19 protein-coding genes and 1 pseudogene are annotated in these 22,350 nt (G+C 71.0%); 10 read left to right on the forward strand and 10 right to left on the reverse strand.

Going from position 1 to position 22,350, the window contains the following annotated elements; genetic code table 11:
- The first annotated feature begins 35 nt into the window (after nt 1-35).
- The 3 genes from OG241_RS46200 to OG241_RS46210 all read left to right on the forward strand — a co-directional run bounded on the left by OG241_RS46200 (nt 36) and on the right by OG241_RS46210 (nt 2,146).
- Nucleotides 36-263, forward strand: coding sequence for an MbtH family protein (locus OG241_RS46200; RefSeq protein WP_405824643.1), 228 nt, complete (start codon nt 36-38; stop codon nt 261-263).
- A gap of 75 nt (nt 264-338) precedes the next feature.
- Nucleotides 339-1,913: an amidohydrolase gene (locus OG241_RS46205; RefSeq protein ID WP_405824645.1), complete on the forward strand. Its 1,575-nt coding sequence runs from the start codon at nt 339-341 to the stop codon at nt 1,911-1,913.
- On the forward strand, nt 1,910-2,146 hold the full coding sequence (locus OG241_RS46210; protein WP_405824647.1) for a hypothetical protein: 237 nt from the start codon (nt 1,910-1,912) through the stop codon (nt 2,144-2,146). Before OG241_RS46205 ends, OG241_RS46210 begins: the two co-directional genes overlap by 4 nt.
- A 40-nt stretch (nt 2,147-2,186) precedes the next feature.
- Here OG241_RS46210 and OG241_RS46215 read toward each other — a convergent pair whose 3' ends face one another.
- From OG241_RS46215 to iolC, 5 genes and pseudogenes are all read right to left on the reverse strand, one after another.
- Complete coding sequence (locus OG241_RS46215) at nt 2,187-2,972, reverse strand: GntR family transcriptional regulator (protein WP_405824649.1); 786 nt, start codon at nt 2,970-2,972, stop codon at nt 2,187-2,189.
- Nucleotides 2,973-3,053: 81 nt separating this feature from the next.
- Nucleotides 3,054-4,931, reverse strand: a complete 1,878-nt coding sequence (gene iolD / locus OG241_RS46220; RefSeq protein ID WP_405824651.1) for a 3D-(3,5/4)-trihydroxycyclohexane-1,2-dione acylhydrolase (decyclizing) — start codon at nt 4,929-4,931, stop codon at nt 3,054-3,056.
- Entirely contained in the window at nt 4,931-5,827 is an 897-nt protein-coding gene (gene iolB / locus OG241_RS46225; protein ID WP_405824653.1) for a 5-deoxy-glucuronate isomerase, read from the reverse strand. The genes iolD and iolB overlap by 1 nt, the downstream gene beginning before the upstream one ends.
- A gap of 70 nt (nt 5,828-5,897) precedes the next feature.
- Nucleotides 5,898-6,035 (reverse strand): annotated as a pseudogene (locus tag OG241_RS46230) (deoxyribose-phosphate aldolase); the annotation flags it as partial.
- Between the two features lie 83 nt (nt 6,036-6,118).
- Complete coding sequence (gene iolC, locus OG241_RS46235; protein ID WP_405824655.1) at nt 6,119-7,108, reverse strand: 5-dehydro-2-deoxygluconokinase; 990 nt, start codon at nt 7,106-7,108, stop codon at nt 6,119-6,121.
- A gap of 286 nt (nt 7,109-7,394) precedes the next feature.
- Here iolC and OG241_RS46240 point away from each other — a divergent pair, with 286 nt between their 5' ends.
- From OG241_RS46240 to OG241_RS46255, 4 genes are all read left to right on the forward strand, one after another.
- The gene (locus OG241_RS46240; RefSeq protein WP_405824657.1) at nt 7,395-8,408 is read left to right on the forward strand and encodes a substrate-binding domain-containing protein; all 1,014 of its coding nucleotides are present in this window, start codon (nt 7,395-7,397) and stop codon (nt 8,406-8,408) included.
- Nucleotides 8,409-8,413: 5 nt separating this feature from the next.
- The gene (locus OG241_RS46245) at nt 8,414-9,487 is read left to right on the forward strand and encodes an ABC transporter permease (protein ID WP_405814043.1); all 1,074 of its coding nucleotides are present in this window, start codon (nt 8,414-8,416) and stop codon (nt 9,485-9,487) included.
- Between the two features lie 4 nt (nt 9,488-9,491).
- The gene (locus OG241_RS46250; protein ID WP_405824659.1) at nt 9,492-10,436 is read left to right on the forward strand and encodes an ATP-binding cassette domain-containing protein; all 945 of its coding nucleotides are present in this window, start codon (nt 9,492-9,494) and stop codon (nt 10,434-10,436) included.
- Nucleotides 10,437-10,559: 123 nt separating this feature from the next.
- Nucleotides 10,560-11,579, forward strand: coding sequence for a Gfo/Idh/MocA family protein (locus tag OG241_RS46255; RefSeq protein ID WP_405824661.1), 1,020 nt, complete (start codon nt 10,560-10,562; stop codon nt 11,577-11,579).
- A gap of 31 nt (nt 11,580-11,610) precedes the next feature.
- Here the strand turns inward: OG241_RS46255 and OG241_RS46260 are convergent, their stop codons facing one another.
- The 3 genes from OG241_RS46260 to OG241_RS46270 form a co-directional block, all read right to left on the reverse strand.
- Nucleotides 11,611-12,615 (reverse strand): Gfo/Idh/MocA family oxidoreductase, encoded by a 1,005-nt coding sequence (locus OG241_RS46260; protein ID WP_405824663.1) that lies wholly within the window; start codon nt 12,613-12,615, stop codon nt 11,611-11,613.
- Nucleotides 12,616-12,691: 76 nt separating this feature from the next.
- Entirely contained in the window at nt 12,692-13,468 is a 777-nt protein-coding gene (locus tag OG241_RS46265; RefSeq protein WP_405824664.1) for an SDR family oxidoreductase, read from the reverse strand.
- A 14-nt stretch (nt 13,469-13,482) separates the two neighbouring features.
- Entirely contained in the window at nt 13,483-14,658 is a 1,176-nt protein-coding gene (locus OG241_RS46270; protein ID WP_405824665.1) for a phytanoyl-CoA dioxygenase family protein, read from the reverse strand.
- A 114-nt stretch (nt 14,659-14,772) separates the two neighbouring features.
- Between OG241_RS46270 and OG241_RS46275 the strand changes: the two genes are divergently transcribed.
- Complete coding sequence (locus OG241_RS46275; RefSeq protein ID WP_405824667.1) at nt 14,773-15,795, forward strand: LacI family DNA-binding transcriptional regulator; 1,023 nt, start codon at nt 14,773-14,775, stop codon at nt 15,793-15,795.
- A 482-nt stretch (nt 15,796-16,277) separates the two neighbouring features.
- Here OG241_RS46275 and OG241_RS46280 read toward each other — a convergent pair whose 3' ends face one another.
- A complete protein-coding gene (locus OG241_RS46280) occupies nt 16,278-17,435 on the reverse strand; it encodes a Gfo/Idh/MocA family protein (RefSeq protein WP_405824669.1) in 1,158 nt (385 codons plus the stop codon).
- Between the two features lie 166 nt (nt 17,436-17,601).
- On the opposite strand from OG241_RS46280, the gene OG241_RS46285 reads away from it, so the two are divergent.
- On the forward strand, nt 17,602-18,612 hold the full coding sequence (locus OG241_RS46285) for a LacI family DNA-binding transcriptional regulator (protein ID WP_405824670.1): 1,011 nt from the start codon (nt 17,602-17,604) through the stop codon (nt 18,610-18,612).
- Between the two features lie 10 nt (nt 18,613-18,622).
- On the opposite strand, the gene OG241_RS46290 is transcribed toward OG241_RS46285, so the two are convergent.
- Entirely contained in the window at nt 18,623-20,404 is a 1,782-nt protein-coding gene (locus OG241_RS46290) for a sigma-54-dependent Fis family transcriptional regulator (protein WP_405824672.1), read from the reverse strand.
- A 177-nt stretch (nt 20,405-20,581) separates the two neighbouring features.
- Between OG241_RS46290 and OG241_RS46295 the strand changes: the two genes are divergently transcribed.
- The gene (locus OG241_RS46295; protein WP_405824673.1) at nt 20,582-22,321 is read left to right on the forward strand and encodes an FAD-dependent oxidoreductase; all 1,740 of its coding nucleotides are present in this window, start codon (nt 20,582-20,584) and stop codon (nt 22,319-22,321) included.
- The last annotated feature ends 29 nt before the right edge of the window (nt 22,322-22,350 follow it).

Genomic DNA, 22,350 nt, shown 5'->3' on the forward strand with positions numbered 1-22,350 from the left:
ACCCCACTCATTCACCCCGACCGAGGAGAACCCGCATGAGCGGCAGCAGCACCAACCCCTTCGAGAACCCCGACGGCGTCTACTCCGTGCTCGTCAACGACGAGGGCCAGCACAGCCTGTGGCCCGAATTCGTCGACGTACCGGCCGGCTGGACCGTCGCCCACGGCCCCGCGCCCCGCCAGGAGTGCCTGGACCACATCGAGACCAACTGGACGGACATGCGGCCCAGGAGCCTCGCCGAGCGCATGGAGCGGAGCGGCTGAGTCCATGATCGGATCGATCGCGACGATCGGAACGATCGGATCGGCTCAGGACCCGGAACGAGGAACCGACTCCCCATGCTCACCACGCGACTGACCAACGCCCGCGTCCTCACCATGGACCCCGACCACCCCGTCGCTCACGACGTGGGCATCTGGCGGGGCCGGATCGTGGGCCTGGACGAGGCGGTGACCGGGCTGCCCGCGCAGCGGGTGATCGACCTCCAGGGTGCGACCGTGCTGCCCGGATTCATCGACAGCCATGTCCACCTGGCCTGGGCGGGGTTCAAGGCGGCGACGCCCACGGTGGCGCCGTGCGTCCGGGTCGAGGACGTGCTCGCGGTCGTCGCGGACGCCGCGGCGCAGGTGCCGCCCGGTGCCTGGGTGGACGTCGCGGGGTACGACCAGCGAGGGCTCGGCCGGCATCTGACCCTCGCCGAGCTGGACCGGGCCGCCGCCGGGCGCAAGGTGCTCCTGATGCACGACTCCGGACACGGGTGCGCGGTCAGCAGCCCGGTGCTGGAGCATCTGCCCGGCGTGGTCCCGCACGAGGGGGCCTTCCTCGCCGAGGGAGCCATGGGTGCAGCCCGCGCGCTTCGACTGCCCCACTCCCAGGAGGAGTTGGCGGAGGCGATCGGACGCGCCGCCCGAGCCTGCCTTGCCGAGGGTGTCACGGCGTGCGCCGAGGCGGGTATCGGCGGCGCCCTGCTCGGCAACAGCCCGGTCGAGCTCGGCGCCTACCAACTGGCCCGGGAACGCGGCCTGTTGCCCCTGAGGGTCCAGCTGATGGTGGCCGCTGACCGGCTGCACTCCGTCACCGCCCACGAGGCCGACGGCATCCCGCGCGCCCTCGACCTCGGGCTGCGTACCGGCTTCGGCGACGACTGGCTGTCCGTCGGGGCGCTGAAGGTGTACACCGACGGCGGCATGATGGCCCGCACCGCCGCCCTCAGCAACCCCTACCAAGGGCTCGACACTGCAGGGCAGTTGCAGGAGGAGCCCGAACTCCTCAGGCGCACCATCGTGGACGGGCATCTCGCCGGCTGGCAGCTCGCCGTGCACGCCATCGGCGACCGCGCCGCCGACGTCGCGCTGGACGCGCTGGAGGAGGCACAGCGCCTGCGGCCCCGGCCGGGCGCCCGGCACCGGATCGAGCACGCCGGACTGATCCGGCCCGACCAGCTGCCCAGGATGGCGCGGCTCGGTGCGGCAGCCGTCGTACAGCCCAACTTCCTGCGGTACTTCGGCGACGACTACGCGTCGATCATGGGGGAGGAGCGGGCGCCCTGGCTGTACCGGGGGCGGGGGTTCCTGGAGCACGGCATCCGGCTGGTGGGGAGTTCCGACCGGCCGGTGGCGGACGGGTCGCCGCTGCGGGCCGTGCAGTTCATGGTCGAACGGGCCTCGCTGTCGGGGCAGTTGATCGGGCCGGACGAGAGCATCACCGTCGACGAGGCGCTGCGCGCGTACACCGTCGAAGGCGCCCACGCCTGTCACTGGGAGGACAGCGCGGGCAGCATCACCCCCGGCAAGCGGGCCGATCTGGTCGTGCTGGGAGACGACCCCCGGAGCGTCGACAGTTCACGCATCGGGGACATCGAGGTCGTGGCGACACTCGTCGACGGCCGGGAGACAGTGGAGGGAAAGCTGTGAGCGCTCCGACGACGGACACCATCGGCGAATACACCCGGCTGTGGCAGGACTCGCCCCACGCCCCCCGATGGGTCCTCTGGGACACCGCCGGGGACGTGTTGGTGTTCGACCGGGACGTCAACTGCCCCCTCTACATCGACGACGAGGCGATCCGGGGCGAGGTACTGCGCCGGATGCGCGCGGCGGGCGTACCGGAGAGCAGGGAGTACCCGGGCCGCCCCTGCTCCCGATAGCCGTACGGCCGACGGGAGCAGGGGCGGCGGCGGGGGTGCCTCAGGAGCGCATCAGCAACTGGAAGTCGAAGGCGTAGCGCGACGCGCGGTAGATGTGCGTGCCGAACTCCACGGCCCGTCCGGTGTCGTCGTACGCCGTGCGCTGCATGGTGAGCAGGGCCGCGCCCTCCGGCTCCTCCAGGCGTTTGGCCTCCGCCTCGGTGGCCGAGCGGGCGCCGACCGTCTGGCGGGCGCTGTGCAGGGTGATGCCGGCGCTCCGCATCATCCGGTACAGGCCCGTCGACTCCAGCCGGGAGGCGTCAAGTTCGAGGAGTCCCGAGGGCAGGTAGTTGCAGAGGAACGCCACCGGCTCGCCGTGTGCGCAGCGCAGCCGCTCCAGCACGACGACCTCGCTGCCCTCCTTCACCCCGAGGGCGGCGGCGACCTCGGCGGACGCCGGCTGCCGCTCGTCGCGCAGGACCTGGGTGGTGGGCCCCTGTCCGGCGGTCTCCAGGTCGTCGTAGAGACTGCTCAGTTCGAGCGGACGCTTGACCTGGCTGTGCACCACCTGCGTGCCGACGCCTCGCCGGCGTACCAGCAGGCCCTTGTCCACCAGGGACTGGATCGCCTGGCGGACCGTGGGCCTGGACAGGCCGAGGCGGACCGAGAGATCGATCTCGTTGCCCAGCAGATTGCCCGGCGCCAGGACGCCGTGCTCGATCGCCGCCTCCAGCTGCTGGGCCAGCTGGTAGTAGAGCGGTACAGGGCTGGAGCGGTCCAGCGTGAAGTCCAGGGTGTCGAGCGGGGAGCCGGACACCGCACGGGCACGATCACCGGGTGTCGCCACGGGGACACCTCCCTTCAGTTGATGACGATGCGTCAGGAGTGGCTGGGGGAAACGAGGTTGAGGCCGCTGCCCACCTGGGGGTCAGAGGTGCCTGCGGCGGTCGCCGACCTGGCGGTCGTACTCCTCCCGGGCCCGTACGGCGGACTCGCGGGTGGCGGTCTCCGCGACCGGTACGTCCCACCAGGCCTCCGCCGGGGGCGCGGTCGGCGCCGGATCGGTCTCCACGTACACGCAGGTCGGCCGGTCCGAGGCGCGGGCCGTGGCCAGGGCCGTGCGCAGCTCGCCCACGGTCTTGGCGCGCAGGACGTCCATGCCGAGGCTGGCCGCGTTCGCCGCGAGGTCCACCGGCAGCGGGTCGCCGGTGAAGGTGCCGTCGGCGGCCCGGTAGCGGTAGGGGGTACCGAAGCGCTCGCCGCCGACCGACTCGGAGAGACCGCCGATGGAGGCGTACCCGTGGTTCTGGATGAGGACCAGGTTGACCGGCAGGCCCTCCTGGACGGCGGTGACGATCTCGGTCGGCATCATCAGATAGGTGCCGTCGCCGACCAGCGACCAGACCGGGGTGTCCGGCGCCGCCTGCTGGACGCCGATGCCGGCCGGGATTTCGTAGCCCATGCAGGAGTAGCCGTACTCCAGGTGGTACTGGCGGGGGCTGCGGGCCCGCCACAGTTTGTGCAGGTCGCCCGGGAGGGAACCGGCGGCGTTGATGATCACGTCGTCGTCGCCGACGACCGAGTCCAGGGCGCCCAGCACCTGCGTCTGGGTGGGCACGGCGTGCTCGTCGGCACCGCTGAAAGCCGTCTCGACAACCTGTTCCCAACGATCCTTACCGGCGCGGTACTCAGCCTCGTAAGCCGAGTTCACACGGAGACCGGACAACGCCTCCGTCAACGCTGTCAGGCCCGCGCGGGCGTCGCAGACGAGCGTCCGGGCCGCCAGCTTGTGGGCGTCGAAGGCGGCGATGTTGAGGTTGAGGAACCGCACGCCGGGGTTCTGGAACAGAGTGTTCGAGGCGGTCGTGAAGTCCGTGTAGCGCGTGCCGACGCCGATGATCAGATCGGCGGTACGGGCCAGGTCGTCGCAGACCGCCGTACCGGTGTGGCCGATGCCGCCCAGGTCGGCCGGGTGGTCGTAGCGCAGGGAGCCTTTGCCGGCCTGGGTGGAGGCCACGGGGATGCCGGTGGCGTCCACCAGGGCCTTGAGCGCCTCCTCGGCCTGGCTGTGGTGGATCCCGCCGCCCGCGACGATCAACGGGCGCTCGGCGGCCCGGATCGCCGCGACCGCCTCGGCCAGCTCGTACGGGTCGGGCGCGGGGCGCCGGACGTGCCAGACGCGCTCGGCGAAGAACTCCTCCGGCCAGTCGTACGCCTCCGCCTGCACGTCCTGCGGCAGCGCGAGCGTGACGGCACCGGTCTCCACCGGGTCCGTGAGGACGCGTACGGCGTTCAGCGCGGACGGGATCAGCGCCTCGGGGCGCGTCACCCGGTCGAAGTAACGCGACACCGGGCGCAGGGTGTCGTTGACCGACAGGTCGGCCTCGACCGGGTGCTCCAGCTGCTGGAGCAGCGGGTCGGCGCTGCGCGTCGCGAAGTAGTCGCCGGGCAGCAACAGCACCGGGAGGCGGTTGATCGTGGCGAGCGCGGCGCCCGTGACGAGGTTGGTGGCACCCGGGCCGATGGAGGTGGTGACGGCCTGCGTCGAGAGCCGGTTCAGCTGGCGGGCGTAACCGACGGCCGCGTGGACCATCGCCTGCTCGTTGCGGCCCTGGTGGAACGGCATCGCGTCCTCACCGGCCTCCAGCAGCGCCTGACCGAGGCCGGCCACATTGCCGTGGCCGAAAATGCCCCACGTGCCGGCGATCAGCCGGTGGCGGACACCGTCGCGCTCGGTGTACTGGACGGACAGGAACCGCACCAGCGCCTGGGCGACGGTCAGACGGCGGACAGGGGTGGTGCTCATCAGGACTTCTCCGGGGCCGTGTAGAGGGGCAGACGGGGGTCGACGGGCGTCTCGGGCCAGGTGCCGCGGACCCAGGCGTGATCGGGGTGGTCGCAGATCAGCCAGGCGCGGTCGGCCTCGGGGCCCGCCATGACGTTGAGGTAGTACATGTGATGGCCGGGCACGGCCATGGAAGGTCCGTGCCAGCCGTCCGGGATGAGGACGACGTCCCCGCCGCGCACCTCGGCCAGCACATCCGTGTTCCGGCCCTGCCCGGACGGGGACACCCGCTGGTAGCCGAGGCCGGGCGTGCCCTCGTGTTCGGCGAACTCGAAGTAGTAGATCTCCTCGAGGACGGACTCCTCGCCCGGCCGGTGCTCGTCGTGCTTGTGCGGCGGGAAGGACGACCAGTTCCCGCCGGGGGTGATCACCTCGACGGCGATCAGCTTGTCGCACTCGAAGACGCCGGCCGCGCCGAAGTTGTTGACCTGCCGGGACGAGTTCCCGGTGCCGCGCAGCTCCACCGGAACCGAGGAGGCAGGCCCGTAGCGGGCGGGCAGCCGCCGGGTGCAGCGGGCGCCGGTGAGCGCGAAGCGCCCGCCCGCGGCCGACGTGATGGTCGTACGGGCGTCGCGGGGCATGTATACGAAGTCGCTGACGCCGCTGAACACGCTGTCGCGGCCCTGCACCTCGAAGGTGGAGTGGCCGAAATCGTCCGTCGTGTCGACCGTGCAGGCGCCGTTCAGGGACAGCGCGATCCACTCGCTGTCGCCGGTGGAGAAAGTGTGCGAGCCGCCCGGGGGCAGCTCCAGCACCCGGAGGCTGGAATAGCCCCAGCCCGCCCTCTTGGGGTTGACGTCGACGACGTACGGGCCGCCGAGAGCCTTGCCGGCCGGGAGGTGGTAGGCGGTGGTCATGATCTGTCGCTCCTGTTCACAGCGGGTCCCGTGTTGACCCTGTTCACGGCCGTCCTTGGGATGTCTCGGTTCACAGCAGTCCCACCGCCGTGTCCACGGCAGCCTCCACACTGCCCGAAGCCGGGTGGAGCAGCGACCGGCCGACGACCGGAGCCTGCACGGTCGGCAGCCGCAGCGCCTTGCGCCGGCGCTCGTACGCGCCCTCTTTGCCAGGTCGGCCAGGGGTTCGGGGCGCCCGTTCGGCCGCCCCCGGGATCGTCGCCCCCGGGATCGGCGCGGTCGGGCGTTCGCTCATCGGGGCGATCCGCTCGCGAGGAGAGCGTCGACCTCGGACTCGGTCGGCATCGCGGACGAGCACGCGAGACGGGAGGCGACGAGGGCGCCGGCCGCGTTGGCGTAGTGGATCGTCCGCTCCAGCTCCCAGCCGGACAGCAGCCCGTGGCACAGGGCGCCGCCGAACGCGTCACCCGCGCCCAGGCCGTTGACCACCTCGACGGGGACCGGCGCGACCTCGGCGACGGTGCCGTCGCGGTGCATCGCCAGTACGCCCTTGGGGCCCTGCTTGACGACGGCCAGCTCGACCCCGGCCGCCAGCAACGCCTCGGCGCAGGCCCGTGGTTCGCGTACGCCGGTGGCGACCTCGCACTCGTCGAGGTTGCCCACCGCGACGGTCGCGTGGCGCAGGGCCTCCGCGTAGTACGGGCGGGCGTCCTCCGGGTCGCTCCAGGCTGTCTCGGCTGTCTCGCTCCACAGCCCCGGCCGCCAGTCCAGGTCGAAGACCGTGATACCCGTCCGGTCGCGGGCCTTGAGGGCGGCGAGGGTCGCCGAACGGCTCGGTTCCTCGCTCAGGCCGGTGCCGGTGATCCAGAAGACGCGGGCGGCCCGGATGCCGAAGAAATCCAGCTCGTCGGTACGTATCCGCAGGTCAGGGGCGGTAGGCTGGCGGTAGAAGTGCAGCGGGAAGTCGTCCGGCGGGAAGAGCTCGCAGAACGTGACCGGAGTGGACAGTCCGTCGACCGGCGTCACCCAGCGGTCGTCGACCCCGAACTCCCCGAGCGCCTGGTGCAGATAGTCGCCGAAGGCATCCGCGCCGGTACGGGTGATGACGGCCGAGGAACGGCCCAGACGGGCCGCCGCGACCGCGACGTTGGCCGCAGACCCACCGAGAAATTTACCGAACGTCTGCACTAGGGTCAGCGGTACTCCGGACTGCAGCGGATAGAGATCCACTCCGATGCGGCCCAGGGTGACCAGGTCGAAGGGCGGGGCTGACTCGGTCATGCGATGCTCCTTCGAGCTGCGGAGGATGCGGGTCCCGAGGGGCCTGTCGTCCCCCCAGGTGTAGGACTCGGAGGGTGACGCTGTCAAGAGTTTGTTCTTACATTCTGACCTGCTAGTGAAATAATGTCTTAACAAAGTCTTGACAGCGGACAGGTCCAAGGAATTGGATTCGGTCCCAACACGAACTGCCGTGTTTCGCGGCACACGGCCCGGAGTTCCGGGACCCGGGCCCGGGATCACCAGGATCCCCACCCTCTCCCCGGTCGCACAGTGAGGTGCAGGAAAGATGGCTCGCTCTTCTCGCTCCCGCAGAATCGCCCCCGTTGTTGCCGCTGCCGCGGCAGCAGCCTTGGTCCTCGCGGGCTGCTCCAGCAGTTCCGGCGGCAAGAAGTCCGAGGACGGTGGCGCAGACGCTTCTGCGGGCAAGGCCACGACCCCCCGGATGACCGTCGCCCTTGTCACCCACCAGGCGCCCGGTGACGCCTTCTGGGACATCGTCCGCAAGGGTGCTCAGGCCGCCGCGGACAAGGACAACATCAAGCTCGTCTACTCGGCCGACCCTGACGCGGGCAACCAGGCCAACCTTGTCCAGAACGCGATCGACCAGAAGGTCGACGGCATCGCCATCACGCTGGCGAAGCCGGACGCGATGAAGGACGTCGTCGCCAAGGCCACGGCCGCGGGCATCCCCGTGGTCGGCCTCAACTCCGGCCTGAGCGACTGGAAGAAGCTCGGTCTTCAGCAGTTCTTCGGCCAGGACGAGTCCGTCGCGGGCGAGGCGTTCGGCAAGAAGCTGAACGAAGTCGGCTCCAAGAAAGCCGTCTGTGTGATCCAGGAGCAGGGCAACGTCGGCCTCACCCAGCGCTGTGACGGTGTGAAGAAGACGTTCACCGGCACGCTGGAGATCCTCAACGTCAACGGCACCGACATGCCGTCCGTGAAGTCGACCATCACCGCGAAGCTCAACCAGGACAAGGCCATCGACTACGTGGTCGCGCTCGGTGCCAGCTACGCGCTGACCGCGGTGCAGTCGGTGTCCGACGCCAACAGCAAGGCCAAGGTCGCGACCTTCGACCTCAACAAGGAGATGACGGACGCCATCACGAAGGGCGACGTCCAGTTCGCGGTCGACCAGCAGCCCTACCTCCAGGGCTACCTGGCCGTCGACTCGCAGTGGCTCTTCAAGAACAACGGCAACTACAGCGGTGGCGGTGAGCAGCCCGTGCTGACCGGTCCCGCCTTCGTCGACAAGTCCAACGTCGAGAAGATCGCCGCGTTCGCGGCGAAGGGTACTCGGTGATGTCGATGAGTCAGACCACGGCACCGGCGGCGAGCTCCTCGCCGCCGGCTCCGCCGGCCATTCAGAAGGACGGCCGCACCAACCAGCGTTCCCTGGGACGCCGGCTGCTCGGCCGCCCCGAGGTCGGCGCTCTCATCGCCGCCATCCTCGTGTACGTGTTCTTCTTCGCGGCGGCGCCTTCGTTCCGTGAGACCAGCGCGCTGGCGACGGTGCTCTACCAGGCGTCCGTGATGGGCATCATGGCGCTGCCGGTGGCCCTGCTGATGATCGGCGGGGAGTTCGACCTGTCCGCCGGCGTCGCGGTCACCACCTCGGCACTGACCGCCGCGATCCTCAGCTTCCAGCTGTCCATGAACGTGTGGACCGGCGTGTTCGTCGCCCTGATCGTCTCCCTCGCCGTGGGAGCGTTCAACGGCTGGCTGCTGATCAGGACGGGACTGCCGAGCTTCCTGGTGACACTGGCGTCCTTCCTGATCCTGCAGGGCGCCAACCTCGCCGTCACGAAGATCTTCACCGGGAACGTGGCGTCCGACTCGATCGCCGACATGGACGGATTCGACCAGGCCAAGAAGGTCTTCGCCTCCGAGTTCACCATCGGTGACGTCAGCTTCAAGATCACGATCGTGTACTGGCTGGTGTTCGCCGCGCTCGCCACCTGGCTCCTGCTGCGCACCAAGTTCGGCAACTGGATCTTCGCGGTCGGCGGCAGCAACGACAGCGCCCGCGCGGTCGGCGTCCCGGTCAACTTCACGAAGATCGCCCTGTTCATGGGCGTGGGCGCGGGCGCCTGGTTCGTGGGCATGCACCTGCTGTTCTCGTTCAACACGGTGCAGTCCGGCCAGGGCGTGGGCAACGAGTTCCTGTACATCATCGCGGCCGTCATCGGCGGCTGTCTGCTGACCGGCGGCTACGGCTCGGCCGTCGGCGCGGTCATCGGGGCCTTCATCTTCGGCATGGTCTCCCAGGGCATCGTCTACGCCAACTGGAACCCGGACTGGTTCAAGGCGTTCCTCGGCGTGATGCTCCTGGTCGCCGCCCTCGTCAATCTGTGGGTCCGCCGCCAGGCGACCCGGAGGTGAACTGATGACAACCAACGAAACCTCCCCCAATGGTGTCTCGCCCAACGACACCCTCACCGACGAGAGTTCGCCGCAGAGCGACGCGCCGAAGGACGCGCGGCCGATCGTCGAACTGCGCGACACCGGCAAGTCGTACGGCAACGTCCGTGCCCTGCACGGCGTGAACCTCGCGGTCCGCTCCGGTCAGGTCACCTGCGTGCTGGGCGACAACGGCGCCGGCAAGTCGACGCTGATCAAAATCATCTCCGGGCTGCACCAGCACACCGAGGGCGAACTCCTCATCGACGGCAGCCCCGTCCACTTCGCCACACCCCGCGAAGCCCTGGACGCCGGTATCGCCACCGTCTACCAGGACCTGGCGACCGTCCCGCTGATGCCGGTGTGGCGCAACTTCTTCCTCGGCTCCGAGATGACGAAGGGCCCCTGGCCCGTACGCCGCCTCGACATCGAGAAGATGAAGCAGACCGCGGACGCGGAACTGCGCAACATGGGCATCGTCCTGGACGACCTCGACCAGCCCATCGGCACCCTCTCCGGCGGCCAGCGCCAGTCCGTGGCCATCGCCCGCGCCGTCTACTTCGGCGCCCGCGTCCTCATCCTCGACGAGCCCACCGCCGCCCTCGGCGTCAAGCAGTCCGGTGTCGTGCTGAAGTACATCGCCGCAGCCCGCGACAAGGGCCTGGGCGTCATCTTCATCACCCACAACCCGCACCACGCCTACATGGTCGGCGACCACTTCAGCGTCCTGCGCCTGGGCACCATGGAACTCTCCGCCGCCCGCAGCGACGTCAGTCTCGAAGAACTCACCAACCACATGGCCGGCGGCGCCGAACTCGCAGCCCTCAAACACGAGCTGGCCCAGGTACGCGGCGTCGACGTCGAAGAACTCCCCGAGGCGAAGGACCTCAAGGCTTCCGTCGCCACCTCCTCGCAGGGAAAGTCGGCGTAGCGCGTAGCGTGGGGGAATGAGCGGTAGTTCGGCGGGCGCGGGTCGGTTGTGGCTGGTCGCGCAGGTCCCCGCGCCCCTGAGCGAGCTCCGCCGCGCCGCCTGTTGAAGGGGCACCGCATCTCCATGGAAAACCATGGCACGCTCGGCGTTCTCGTGATCGGCACCGGCAAGATGGGTGCCGATCACGTTCGTCGTATCCAGGAAGTCACCAGTGGGGCCCGGGTGGTCGGCGTCGTGGACGTCGACCAGGAGCGGGCCCGGTCGATCGCGGCCGGTGTCGACGGCTGTACGGCCCACACCGACCCCCGCGCCGCCATGGCGTCCGCCGATGTCGACGCCGTGCTCATCGCCTCGCCCGGGGCCGCTCACGAGGCGGCCCTTCTCGCGGCGTTCTCGTACGACCTGCCGGTGCTGTGCGAGAAGCCCCTCACGCCCGACGCGGCGTCCGCACTGCGGGTGCTGGAGGCCGAGCTGAGGCTGGGGCACCGGCGGGTCCAGGTCGGGTTCATGCGGCGGTACGACGCCGAGTACCTGAAGCTCAAGTCACTGCTCGACACAGGGCAGTTGGGGCGCCCCCTCATGCTGCACAACCGGCATCGCAATCTGGCCTCACCGCCCTGGTGGACCAGCGAGATGCACATCAACGACTCCGTGGTGCACGAGATGGACGTGACCCGGTGGCTCCTCGACCAGGAGATCACCGCGGTCACCGTGCTGTGTCCGAGGCCGTCCCGGAACGCGCCGGACGGACTTCAGGACCCGCAGTTCGTCGTGATGGAGACCGAGGGCGGCGCGATCGTCGACGTCGAGATCAACGTCAACTGCGGCTTCGGATACCAGGTGCAGGCCGAGGTGGTCTGCGAGCGCGGGACCGCGCGGATCGGCGACGGGCACGGCATGGTCGTCAACTCGGCCGGTCACTGGGGCGGAAGCATCGCCCAGGACTTCGTCGAGCGGTTCGAGGACGCGTACGACCGTGAGGTCCAGGCATGGGTCGACGCCACCCGGCGCGGCGAGGTCACCGGGCCCTGTGTCTGGGACGGCTACGCGGTGGCCGCCGTCTGCGAGGCCGGCGTACGCGCGCGGGCCGAGGGCCGGCGCGTGGAGGTGGAACTCGTCGAACGGCCAGCGCTGTACCGGTGAGGGCAGCGCGGGCCGTTCGAGTGGACGATGCTCAGACCGTGCGTACGTCCTCGATGCGCACCGGGCGGTGCTCCTGGAGCGAGAGCGTGCACGCGTCCGCGATCCAGCCCGCCTCCAGCGCGTCGGCGACGGTGCACGGGGACGTGCGGTTGCCCGCGACGACCTCCGTGAACTCGGTCAGTTCGGCGCGGTAGGCGGGGATGAAGCGGTCCATGAAGAAGTCGTGCGGGACGCCCGCCGGGAAGGTCACGCCCGGCTCCACGGAGCGCAGCGGGAGCTTGTCCTCCAGGCCGACGGCGATACTGTCCTGGAAGCCGTGGATCTCCATACGGACGTCGTAACCCCGGGCATTGTGGCGGGAGTTGGAGACCACGGCGATCGTGCCGTCGTCCAGGGTGAGGATGGCGCCGGTGGTGTCGGCGTCGCCCGCCTCCTTGATGTATTCGGCGCCGTTGTTGGAGCCCACCGCGTACACCTCGGTGACCTCGCGGCCCGTCACCCAGCGGATGATGTCGAAGTCGTGCACCGAACAGTCCCGGAAGATGCCACCGGACGAGGCGATGTACGCGGCCGGCGGCGGCGCCGGGTCCAGCGTGGTCGACCGGACCGTGTGCAGTTGGCCCAGCTCACCGCTGCGCACGGCGGCCCGTGCGGCGACGAAGCCCGCGTCGAAGCGGCGGTTGTAGCCGATCTGGATCTCGACGCCGCTGTCCTTGACGGCGTTGAGTACCGCGACGCCCTCGGCCATCGTGCGGGCCACCGGCTTCTCGCAGAACACCGGGACACCCGCCTCGACGGCGGCGAGGATCAGGGCCGGGTGGGCGTCGGTCGCGGCGGCGATCACGATGCCGTCGACACCGGCGGCCAGCAGGGCCTCGGGGGAGTCCGCCACCTGGGCGCCGAAGCGCTCGGCGGCGGTCTTCGCGGCGTCCGCGAACGGGTCGCTGAAGACGAGGGAGTCGACGGCGTCGAGACCGGAGAGGGTCTCGGCGTGGAAGGCGCCGATGCGGCCGAGGCCGAGGATTCCGATACGCATGGGCTGTGGTGCTCCTTGGGTGTGGTGCGGGTGCGGTACGAGCGTGGTGCGAGGGGCGGAGGTAAGGGGGCGGGGGTCAGTCCAGTCCGCCGAGGACGTTCTGGTCCCAGTCGATCACCGAACCGGTGACCACGCCCGACCGGTCGGACAGCAGGAGGACCACGAAGTCGGCGATCTCGTCCGGCTGGCCGAGCTTGCCCATGGGGAGGCGTTCGGCGGCCTGGTCGAGCCAGTCGTCGCCCGCTCCGTGGAAGGCCCGCTGGGTTGCGTCCTCGCCCTCCGTCGCGGTCCAGCCGATGTTCAGGCCGTTGATCCGGACCCGGTCCCAGCGGTGGGCGTGCGCCGCGTTGCGGGTCAGCCCGATGAGACCGGCCTTGGCGGCGACGTACGGGGCCAGGAAGGACTGCCCGCCGTGCGCCGAGGACGTGATGATGTTGACGACCGTGCCTGGCGCCTTACGGCCCACCATGTCCGCCACCGCCGCCTGCATGGCGAAGAACGGGCCCTTGAGGTTGATCGCGATGTGCGCGTCGAACAGCTCGGGCGTGGTGTCGAGCAGCGTGCCGCGCGAGGTCAGGCCCGCCGAGTTGACCAGGCAGTCGATCCGGCCGTGCGCGGCGATCACCTCGGCCACGGACGCCTTCGCCTGCTCGGCGTCCGACAGGTCGACGCGTACGTACATGGCCTTGCCGCCCGCCGCCGTCAGCTCCGCGACCAGCGCCTCGCCCGGTTCCGGACGCCGTCCGGTGACCGCGACGACGGCGCCCTCGCGGACGGCGGCGCGGGCGATGGCCGCCCCGACGCCCTGGCTGCCGCCGTTGACGAGGACGACCTTGTCCTGAAGAAGTCCCATGCTGTTCTCGTTCCTCAGCTCATCTGTCGTTCGGCGCCGGACCGCAGTGCGTCGCGGAGCGCCTCGGGGGTCCACTCCTCGCGCAGCGCACGCCGCACGAGGTCCGCCTGCGAGGGCGGGGCCAGGCCGTCGACCGGCGGATCCCGGTCGAGGTTGGTGGGAAAGGGGTAGCCCTCGGCCGAGGCCGCGACGACCGCATGCAGCCATGCGTCGCCCGCTCCCTCGGCCTTGCGGGCGAGCAGCACCGGATAGACCGCGTTCACGATCGCTTCCCGGTCCACCGTCTCCATGGCCCGCCCGAACGCGGAGGACACCTGAAGGAGGTTCGCCATCCGGCGGATGTCCGCGGAGCGGTTGGTGCCGGCCGCATGGAAGAGCGCCGGGTTGAAGAACACGGCGTCGCCCTTGGACAGCGGCAGCTGCACATGGTGGGCGTCGAAGTACGCCGCGAACCGAGGCAGTCGCCAGGCCAGGTACCCGGGCTCGTACGAGTGCGAGTACGGCAGATACAGGGTCGGGCCGGACTCGACGGGCATGTCGCAGTGGGCGACCGCGCCCTGCAGCGTCAGCACGGGGGACAGCCGGTGGACGTGCGCGGGATAGGTGGCGGCGGCCTCGTTGGACAGGAAACCGAGATGGTAGTCGCGGTGCGGGCTCTGCGCGGCGCCACCGGGGTTGACCACATTGATCTGCGAGGTGACCTGGTAGCCGGGGCCGAGCCAGGCCGTCGAGACGAGGGCGATCATGTCGTTGGCGTAGTAGTCGGCGAACGCCTCCGGCGCGCGCAGGGCCGTCTTCTCCAGGGCGTTCCACACCCGGTCGTTGGCGCCCGGCCTGGCGAAGTGGTCGCCTGCCACCGTCCCCGCGGCGCGCTGGTCGGCGATGAGCGCCTCGAAGGCGGCGGTCGCCCGGTCCACGACCGACAGATCGGCGAAGGCCCGCTGGAGTACCACGACGCCGGGTCCGTCGGTGAGCGCCCGCACCAGCTCCGCCAGGACCTCCCGGCGTCCGTCCGGTGCGGTGACGGCGCGCAGCCGCTCACTGTCGTAGACGAGGACGTTGTCGCGGACGGCGGTCGCGTACGGGTAGTCGGCGGCGTCGGTCGTGCGCTCGACCTCGGCGCGGAAGGCGTCGAGATCGCAGTCCTGTTCGGACAGCCACGCGGGGCGCTGTGCGGCGCTGAGGGACATCGTCGTCCTTCTCTCGACTCTCGGTGTTGCTGTCATTGTTGTCATGACAAACTCGTCAAACAACCAGCAGACGGCCATCAAAAACCCCTCAAGCGGAAGCCGAGGAACCTCCCCATGGGCCACCCCTTTCCGATCCGGGAGATCGCGCGTCAGGCCGGCCTCAGCGAGGCCACCGTCGACCGCGTCCTCAACGGCAGGGGCGGCGTGCGCGAGAGCACCCGGCGGGAGGTGCGGCAGGCCATCGCCGACCTGGACCGACAGCGCACCCAAGTCCGGCTGGTCGGCCGTACGTTCATGATCGACATCGTGATGCAGGCGCCCGAGCGGTTCACCACCGCGGTCCGGGCAGCCCTGGAGGCCGAGCTGCCCGCCCTCCACCCGGCCGTCGTGCGCTCCCGCTTCCACTTCCGCGAGACCGGCCCGGTGGCGGAGCTGGCGGCGGGCCTCGACCGCATCGCCCGGCGCGGCTCGCAGGGCGTCATCATCAAGGCACCGGACGTGCCCGAGATCACCGCCGCCGTCGGCCGCCTGGTCGCCGCCGGTATCCCGGTCGTCACCCTGGTGACCGACCTGCCCTCCAGCGCCCGTCTCGCGTACGTGGGCATCGACAACCGGGCCGCCGGGGCCACCGCCGCTTATCTGATGGGCCAGTGGCTCGGCGACCGCCCCGGCAACGTGCTCACCAGCCTGAGCAGCGGCTTCTTCCGCAACGAGGAGGAGCGCGAGATGGGCTTCCGGGGCGCGATGCGGGCCCGGCACCCCGAGCGCGCCCTGGTCGAGATCACCGAGGGGCAGGGCCTGGACGCCACCCAGTACGACCTGGTCCGGGACGCCCTGAAACGCGACCCGGACATCCGCGCCGTGTACTCGATAGGCGGCGGCAACATCGCGACACTACGGGCCTTCGCGGACCTCGGACGGGAGTGCGCCGTGTTCGTCGCTCACGACCTCGACCACGACAACACCCGCCTGCTGCGCGAACACCGCCTGTCCTGCGTCCTCCACCACGACCTCCGCCAGGACATGCACGAGGCCTGCCGCACCATCATGCGCACCCACGGCGCCCTCCCACCCGCCGGCCCCACCCTCCCGTCCGCGATCCAGGTAGTGACCCCATACAACATGCCCCCACGCTGACCCCCTCCAAGCCGTTCCGCGGAACCCGGGGGCGCGACCCCGCGCCCCCGCCAGGGGCGCGGGGAACTGCGCGCCCAGCCGCAACGCACCCGCAATGACTCCACCACACAAGCCACCGCACCGTTCCTGTGGACTGGGCGGGGGTGAGTCCGTTCAGCCGCGCGCCCCGAACGGTCTTGGGCGAGCTGGTCCCCGGCGTACTCGACCCCGGGTGGCGACACGCATCGTGTGCGTGGTCCGGGCCCGGGAGGCCAGTTCCCTGTGCGGCCTGGCCAGTGGGTACGGCCAGAGGGCGGCGGGGAGGCCCTGAACCATCCTCTGGTGGAGCAGGGGCCCCGCACGCTGACGCCGTACCCACTGGCCAGGCCGCACGATCACGTTAGCCCGAACAGCCCAGACCACCGCAAGCCCGCACGTGGACGATCACACGATCGAGCTAATTCGGCCCTGTACACACTCCTTCGCGAGCAGCTCCAACCCCTTCACCCCCCGAGCGACACCCACCCCCCCGACTCCACCGACCGCCCCATCGCATCCACCGCGGCAGCGCTCCGCACCGCATCCACCAACGTCGCCCCGTACGGAGTCCCCTCACCCACCGACCGCACAAACCGCTGCGCCTCGATGACCTTCAGATCGTCGTACCCCATCGCGTTCGCCGCCCCCGGCTGAAACGCCCCGAACTCCCCGTCGCCCGGCCCCACGAACACCGTGCTGACCGGCTGGTCCTGGTACGACGTGCCGGTGCTCACGCCCAGCTCGTTCATCCGGCGGAAGTCCCACAACACCGCACCCTTCGTGCCGTGCACCTCGAAGCCGTAGTTGTTCTGCTCGCCCACCGACACCCGGCACGCCTCCAGGACCCCGCGCGCGCCGGAGGCGAACCGCAGCAGGCAGGAGACGTAGTCCTCGTTCTCCACCGGACCGCGCTCACCGCCCGCCGCAAGCGTGTGACCGGCCGTGGCACCCGTCGGACGGGACCGCTCGGGCACGAAGACGGCCGTGTCGGCGGTGAGCGCGGCGATGTCGCCGAGCAGGAAACGGGCCAGGTCCGCGCCGTGCGAGGCGAGGTCGCCCAGCACCCCGCTGCCGCCGCGCTCACGCTCGTACCGCCAGGTCAGCGCGCCGTCCGGGTGGGCCGCGTAGTCGCTGAACAGACGGACGCGGACATGCGTGACCGTGCCGATGTCGCCGGACGCGATGAGCTGCCGGGCGCGTTCCACGGCGGGCGCGTTGCGGTAGTTGAAGCCGACCGTGCCCTGGACGCCGGCCTTGGCGACCGCGTCGGCGACCGCGCCCGCGTCGGCCGCCGACAGGCCCACCGGCTTCTCGATCCAGATGTGCTTGCCCGCCTCGGCCATCGCGACGCCGATCTCCCGGTGCAGGAAGTTCGGCGCGGTGATGCTCACGGCCTGCACGCGCGGGTCGGCGGCCACGGCACGCCAGTCACGGGTCGTCGAGGCGAAGCCGAACTGCGCGGCGGCCTCCTCGGCCCGGCCCGGCACTTCCTCGGCGACCATGACCAGTTCGGGCCGCAGGCCCAGTTGGGGGAAGTGGTGCGCCAGACGGACGTATGCCTGCGTGTGCACCCGTCCCATCCAGCCGAACCCCACGACGGCGACACCGAGCGTACTTGCCATGACAGCCCCTCTTTGGACCGGTCCAGAACATTTCCCACTCACCCTCGGGCCCGCCTGCCGCCGCTGTCAACCCTCCCTCAGCTCTCCCTCTCCCCTCCCAAGCGATGATCGGACCCTCGATCTGCACCTTTGACAGAGGATGGCAGGCTGTGGAACGGTCCAACCCATGAGACCGCCGACCATCCGAGACGTCGCCGAACGAGCCGGGGTGTCGAAATCCCTGGTCTCGCTGGTGCTGCGCGGTTCCGGCCAGGTGCGGCCCGAGAAGCGGGAGGCCGTCCTGGTCGCGGTACGCGAACTGGGCTACCGGCCGAACGCGGCCGCTCGCAGCCTCAGCGAGCAGCGCACGCGGACCGTCGGAGTCCTCCTCAACGACCTGCGCAACCCCTGGTTCGTCGACCTTCTCGACGGCCTGGGCTCCCTCCTCCACGACAACGGCCTGCACATGCTGCTCGCCGACGCCCGCCTCAACCGACGTAGCGGCCAGGACCTCACCGGCCCCTTCCGCGACCTCGGCGTCGACGCCCTGGTCGTCGTCGGCACCCTCCCCGACCCTGCGGTCCTGGGCACCCTCGCCGAGCGCCTCCCGGTCGTCGTCGCGGGCGCCCGCGAGCCAGAGCTGCCCGGCGTCGACGTGGTCGCCAACGACGACGAGCACGGCGCCAGGATCGCCACCGAGTACCTCCTCGGGCTCGGGCACCGCAGGATCGCCCACATCGCCGGGTACGGCGCCGTCGGTGAGCTGCGCCGACGCGGCTTCGAGGCGACGATGCGCGCGCACGGTCTGGCGGACAGCGCCCTCGTCGAGGCCGGCGACCTCACCGAGGAGGGCGGCTACCGGAGTACCGTCCGACTGCTCGGCAACCCCGCCGAGCGGCCCACCGCCGTCTTCGCCGTCAACGACATGACCGCCGTCGGCGCGATCTCCGCCGCCGAGGAACTGGGGATGGGCGTCCCGCGCGACCTGTCCGTCATCGGCTACGACAACACGAACATCTCCCGGCTGCGCCACGTCTGGCTCACCACCGTGGACAGCGCCAGCCACGAGGTCGGCCGCCGCGCCGCCCGCTGCCTCCTCGACCGGCTCGACACGCCCGGCGCCCCGGGCAGCGTCCACCTCGCCGCCCCGGCACTGGAGATCCGGGGGACGACGGCAGCACCTGCCGAAATCCCGTGAAGAAGCCCTCTCAGGGCCCGTACTCGCGCAGTTTCCGGTACAGCGTGGCGCGGGCGATGCCCAGGGCCGTCGCCGTGCGGGCCTTGTTGCCGCCGTTGCGGCGCAGCGCCTCCAGGATCGCGGTGCGCTCGGCGTGCTCCATCGGGCTGAGCGGGCGTACCGGCGGTCCTGCCCTTACCGGGTCCGGGAGTTCGGCCCGTCCTACCGGCCCCGACGCCCGTCGGTTGTCCGCCAACGTCCTTACCAGGTGCGCGAGTTCGGTGACATTCCCCGGCCACGGATAGCGCTCCAGAGCCCGCAGCGCGTCCAGCGTCCAGGTGAGCGGCGGTGTGCCGTCGGCCGGCCTCGGTGCCAGGGCCGGGAGCAACTCGCGGATGTCCTCAGGGCGTTCACGCAGCGCGGGCAGGACGACGGAGCGGGCGCCCAGCGTGTCCAGGAACCGCTGAAGACAGGGACCCGGGGGAGTGCCGGGTGTGTAGGTGACCAGCAGACGGACGTCCGGACGCTCGTCGAGGAGCCCGTTGAGCGCGGCGACGTCCGACTGGGCGAGACGCTCGGCATGCCGGAGGAGGAGCGGCCGGTCTCCGGTCAACTCGCCGTGCCTCAGACCGAGTTCCGGCTCCTCGGCGGCGTCGAGGACCAGCGGCTCGGCGCCGTCCAGCAGTTCGCGGGCCAGCGCGGTCTTGCCCGATCCGCGCTCCCCGGTGAGCAGGATCGGTTCGCTGCCGCCCGCCAACTCCTGGGCCCGGCCCACCGCGTGGAGCCACGGCACCGAACTCCCGGCCAGCCGCCCCGTCGCAGGCCGCGGCACCGACCGTACAGCCGCCCGGGTCACCGCCCTCTCCGTGTCCGCCTCCAGCACGGCGACGATCCCGACCACCCGGCCACCGTCCCGCTCCCGCACCGGACGGAACTCGGCGCTGCAGCCCGCCCCTTCGGGCAGGACGATGTCGTACGACGAGACGGGCGCCGACGACTGCAACAGCGCCCGTGCGCCCCGCTCCAGCCACTCCAGCACCTGCGGCGACACCAGTCGCACCGCCGCCTCGCTGACCAGCCGGCCGCGCCCGTCCAGCGCCACCACCGCGCGCTCCGGCCCGCCACCGTTCCCGATACCGTTCCCGCCTCGGTGCTCCCCCTCCGGCACGCGCGCCGCCCGTGCGTAGGCGTCCACAAGGGCCCGCTCGGCCGAGCGGGAACCCGCCAGCAACTCCGCCTCCACCGCCGCCGCAGCCGCCTCGGCGAGGGCGGCGCCGGGATGCGGACCCGCGCCGGCGCACAGTTCGGAGACGACCGTGATCGTGCCGAGGGGCCGGCCGGACTCCGGGGCGAACACCGGCACGCTGACCGCCGACACGTCCTGCCACACGTCGAGGAAGTGCTCGGGACCGTGCACCTCGGCGCGCCGCCGGACCCGCAGGGCGAGCGCCGCACTGTTGTGCCCGACCTCCCGCTCGGCCAGATCACGGCGCAACTCGCCCCCGGGCACGCCGCCCTTAGCCCACAGCACCCGCAGCCGTTCGTCGGTGAGCAGCAGCGCCGTCCCGCCGCCGAGGGCCGGGGCGAGCCGTTCGAGGACGGGCCGGGCCGCCGCCAGCAGGGCCGATCCGAAGGCCCGGCCGTCGACGGGGCCGGTCTGACGCACGTCGTGCCGTACGCCGAGGAAGCGGGCGCGCCGCCAGGCAGCGACGGTCTCGTCCGGGACGTCGTCGGGCAGGGGGTGCCCGGTCAGGAACCGCTGGCGTGCCTGACTGAGCAGGAGGAGGGCGGGAGATTCTTCGGCGGTGGTCATGGCACGACTCACCGTATCGGGCCGGGTTCGCGTGCCGCCCCGGTGGTGCGGTGAGAATCCGGGAAGTACCGGGTGTCTCGTATTGAGACACCCACGCACGGCCATACCGCTCCACGATCATGGTTGGCCGCCCGGCTGTTCCCGGACGCGGCCTGTCCACCGTTTGGAGTGCTTCCCGTGCATACCGTTGTCGACACCGACGTACTGATCGTGGGCAGCGGCCCGGCCGGGGCGTCGGCCGCGCTCGCGCTGAGCACCTACGGCGTACCCAACATCGTCGTCACCCGGTACGCGAGCCTCGCCGACACACCCCGCGCGCACATCACCAACCAGCGCACGATGGAGGTCCTGCGCGACCTCGGCGTCGAGCGGGACGTGGTCGCCAGAGCGACGCCCCAGCACCTGATGGGCAACACCACCTTCTGCACCAGCCTGGCCGGCGAGGAACTGGGCCGGGTCCGCTCCTGGGGCAACGACCCGCTCGTCCAGGCCGCGCACGAACTGGCCAGTCCCACCCGCATGTGCGACCTGCCGCAGCATCTGATGGAACCGGTCCTGGTCGACGCCGCCGTCGCACGCGGCACCCAACTCCGGTTCCAGACCGAGTACCTGACGCACACTCAGGACGACGCCGGTGTCACGGCCACCGTCCGCGACCGGCTGCGCGGCGACACGTACGAGATCCGCGCCCGCTACCTGATCGGCGCCGACGGCGGCCGGTCCAAGGTCGCCGAGGACGCCGGACTGCCCATGGGCGGCCAGATGGGCGTCGCGGGCAGCATCAACATCGTCTTCGACGCCGACCTCACCCGGTACACGGCCCACCGCCCCTCCACCCTCTACTGGGTCCTCGCCCCCGGCGCCACCGTCGGCGGCATCGGCGCGGGCCTCGTCCGCAACGTCCGCCCCTGGAACGAGTGGATGATCGTCTGGGGCTACGACGTGACCGCCGGCGCCCCCGACCTCACCACCGAGTACGCCGAATCGATCGTCCGCAGGCTCGTCGGCGACGACGACATCCCCGTCACCATCAAGTCGTCCTCGGCCTGGACGGTCAACGAGATGTACGCGGAGACCTACGCCAACGGACGCGTCCTCTGCGCCGGCGACGCCGTCCACCGGCACCCGCCGTCCAACGGGCTCGGCTCGAACACCTCCATCCAGGACGCCTACAACCTGGCCTGGAAGCTGAAACTGGTCCTCGACGGCGTCGCCGCCCCCTCGCTGCTCGACAGCTACACCGCCGAACGGGCCCCCGTGGGCAAGCAGATCGTCACCCGCGCCAACAAGTCCATCGCCGAGACCGCACCCATCTTCGAGGCGCTCGACGGACTCTCCCCGCAGACCCCGGAGGAGCTGTGGGCCAACATCGCCGCCCGCAAGGACGCCACCGAGGCCGCCGCCGGACAGCGCGCCCGGCTGCGTGCGGCGATCGCCGCCAAGGTGTACGAGTTCAACGCCCACGGAGTCGACCTCAACCAGCGCTACGAGTCCGCCGCGATCGTCCCCGACGGCACCCCCGACCCCGGCTTCACCCGCGACCCCGAGCTGCACCACCAGCCCACCACCCGCCCCGGAGCCCGGATCCCGCACGCCTGGCTCACCTCCGGCACCCGCACCCTGTCCACCCTCGACATCGTGGGCGGGGGCCGCTTCACCCTCCTCACCGGCATCGGCGGCGACGCCTGGGTGCGCGCGGCGAAGGCACAGCCCCTCGACATCGCCACGGTCGTCGTCGGCCCCGGCCAGGAGTACGAGGACCCCTACGGCGACTGGGCCGGCCTCAGCGAGGTGTCCGACGCCGGCGTGCTCCTCGTACGCCCGGACGGGTTCGTCGCGTTCCGACACGCCGAAGCCGCCGAGAACGCCGAACAGTTGCTGACGGACGCGCTGCGACAGATCCTCGGACATGCCTGACGGGACAGGCCGGGCAGGACGGCAGGACG

This window comes from Streptomyces sp. NBC_01390, assembly GCF_045040105.1.
GTDB lineage: Bacteria > Actinomycetota > Actinomycetes > Streptomycetales > Streptomycetaceae > Streptomyces.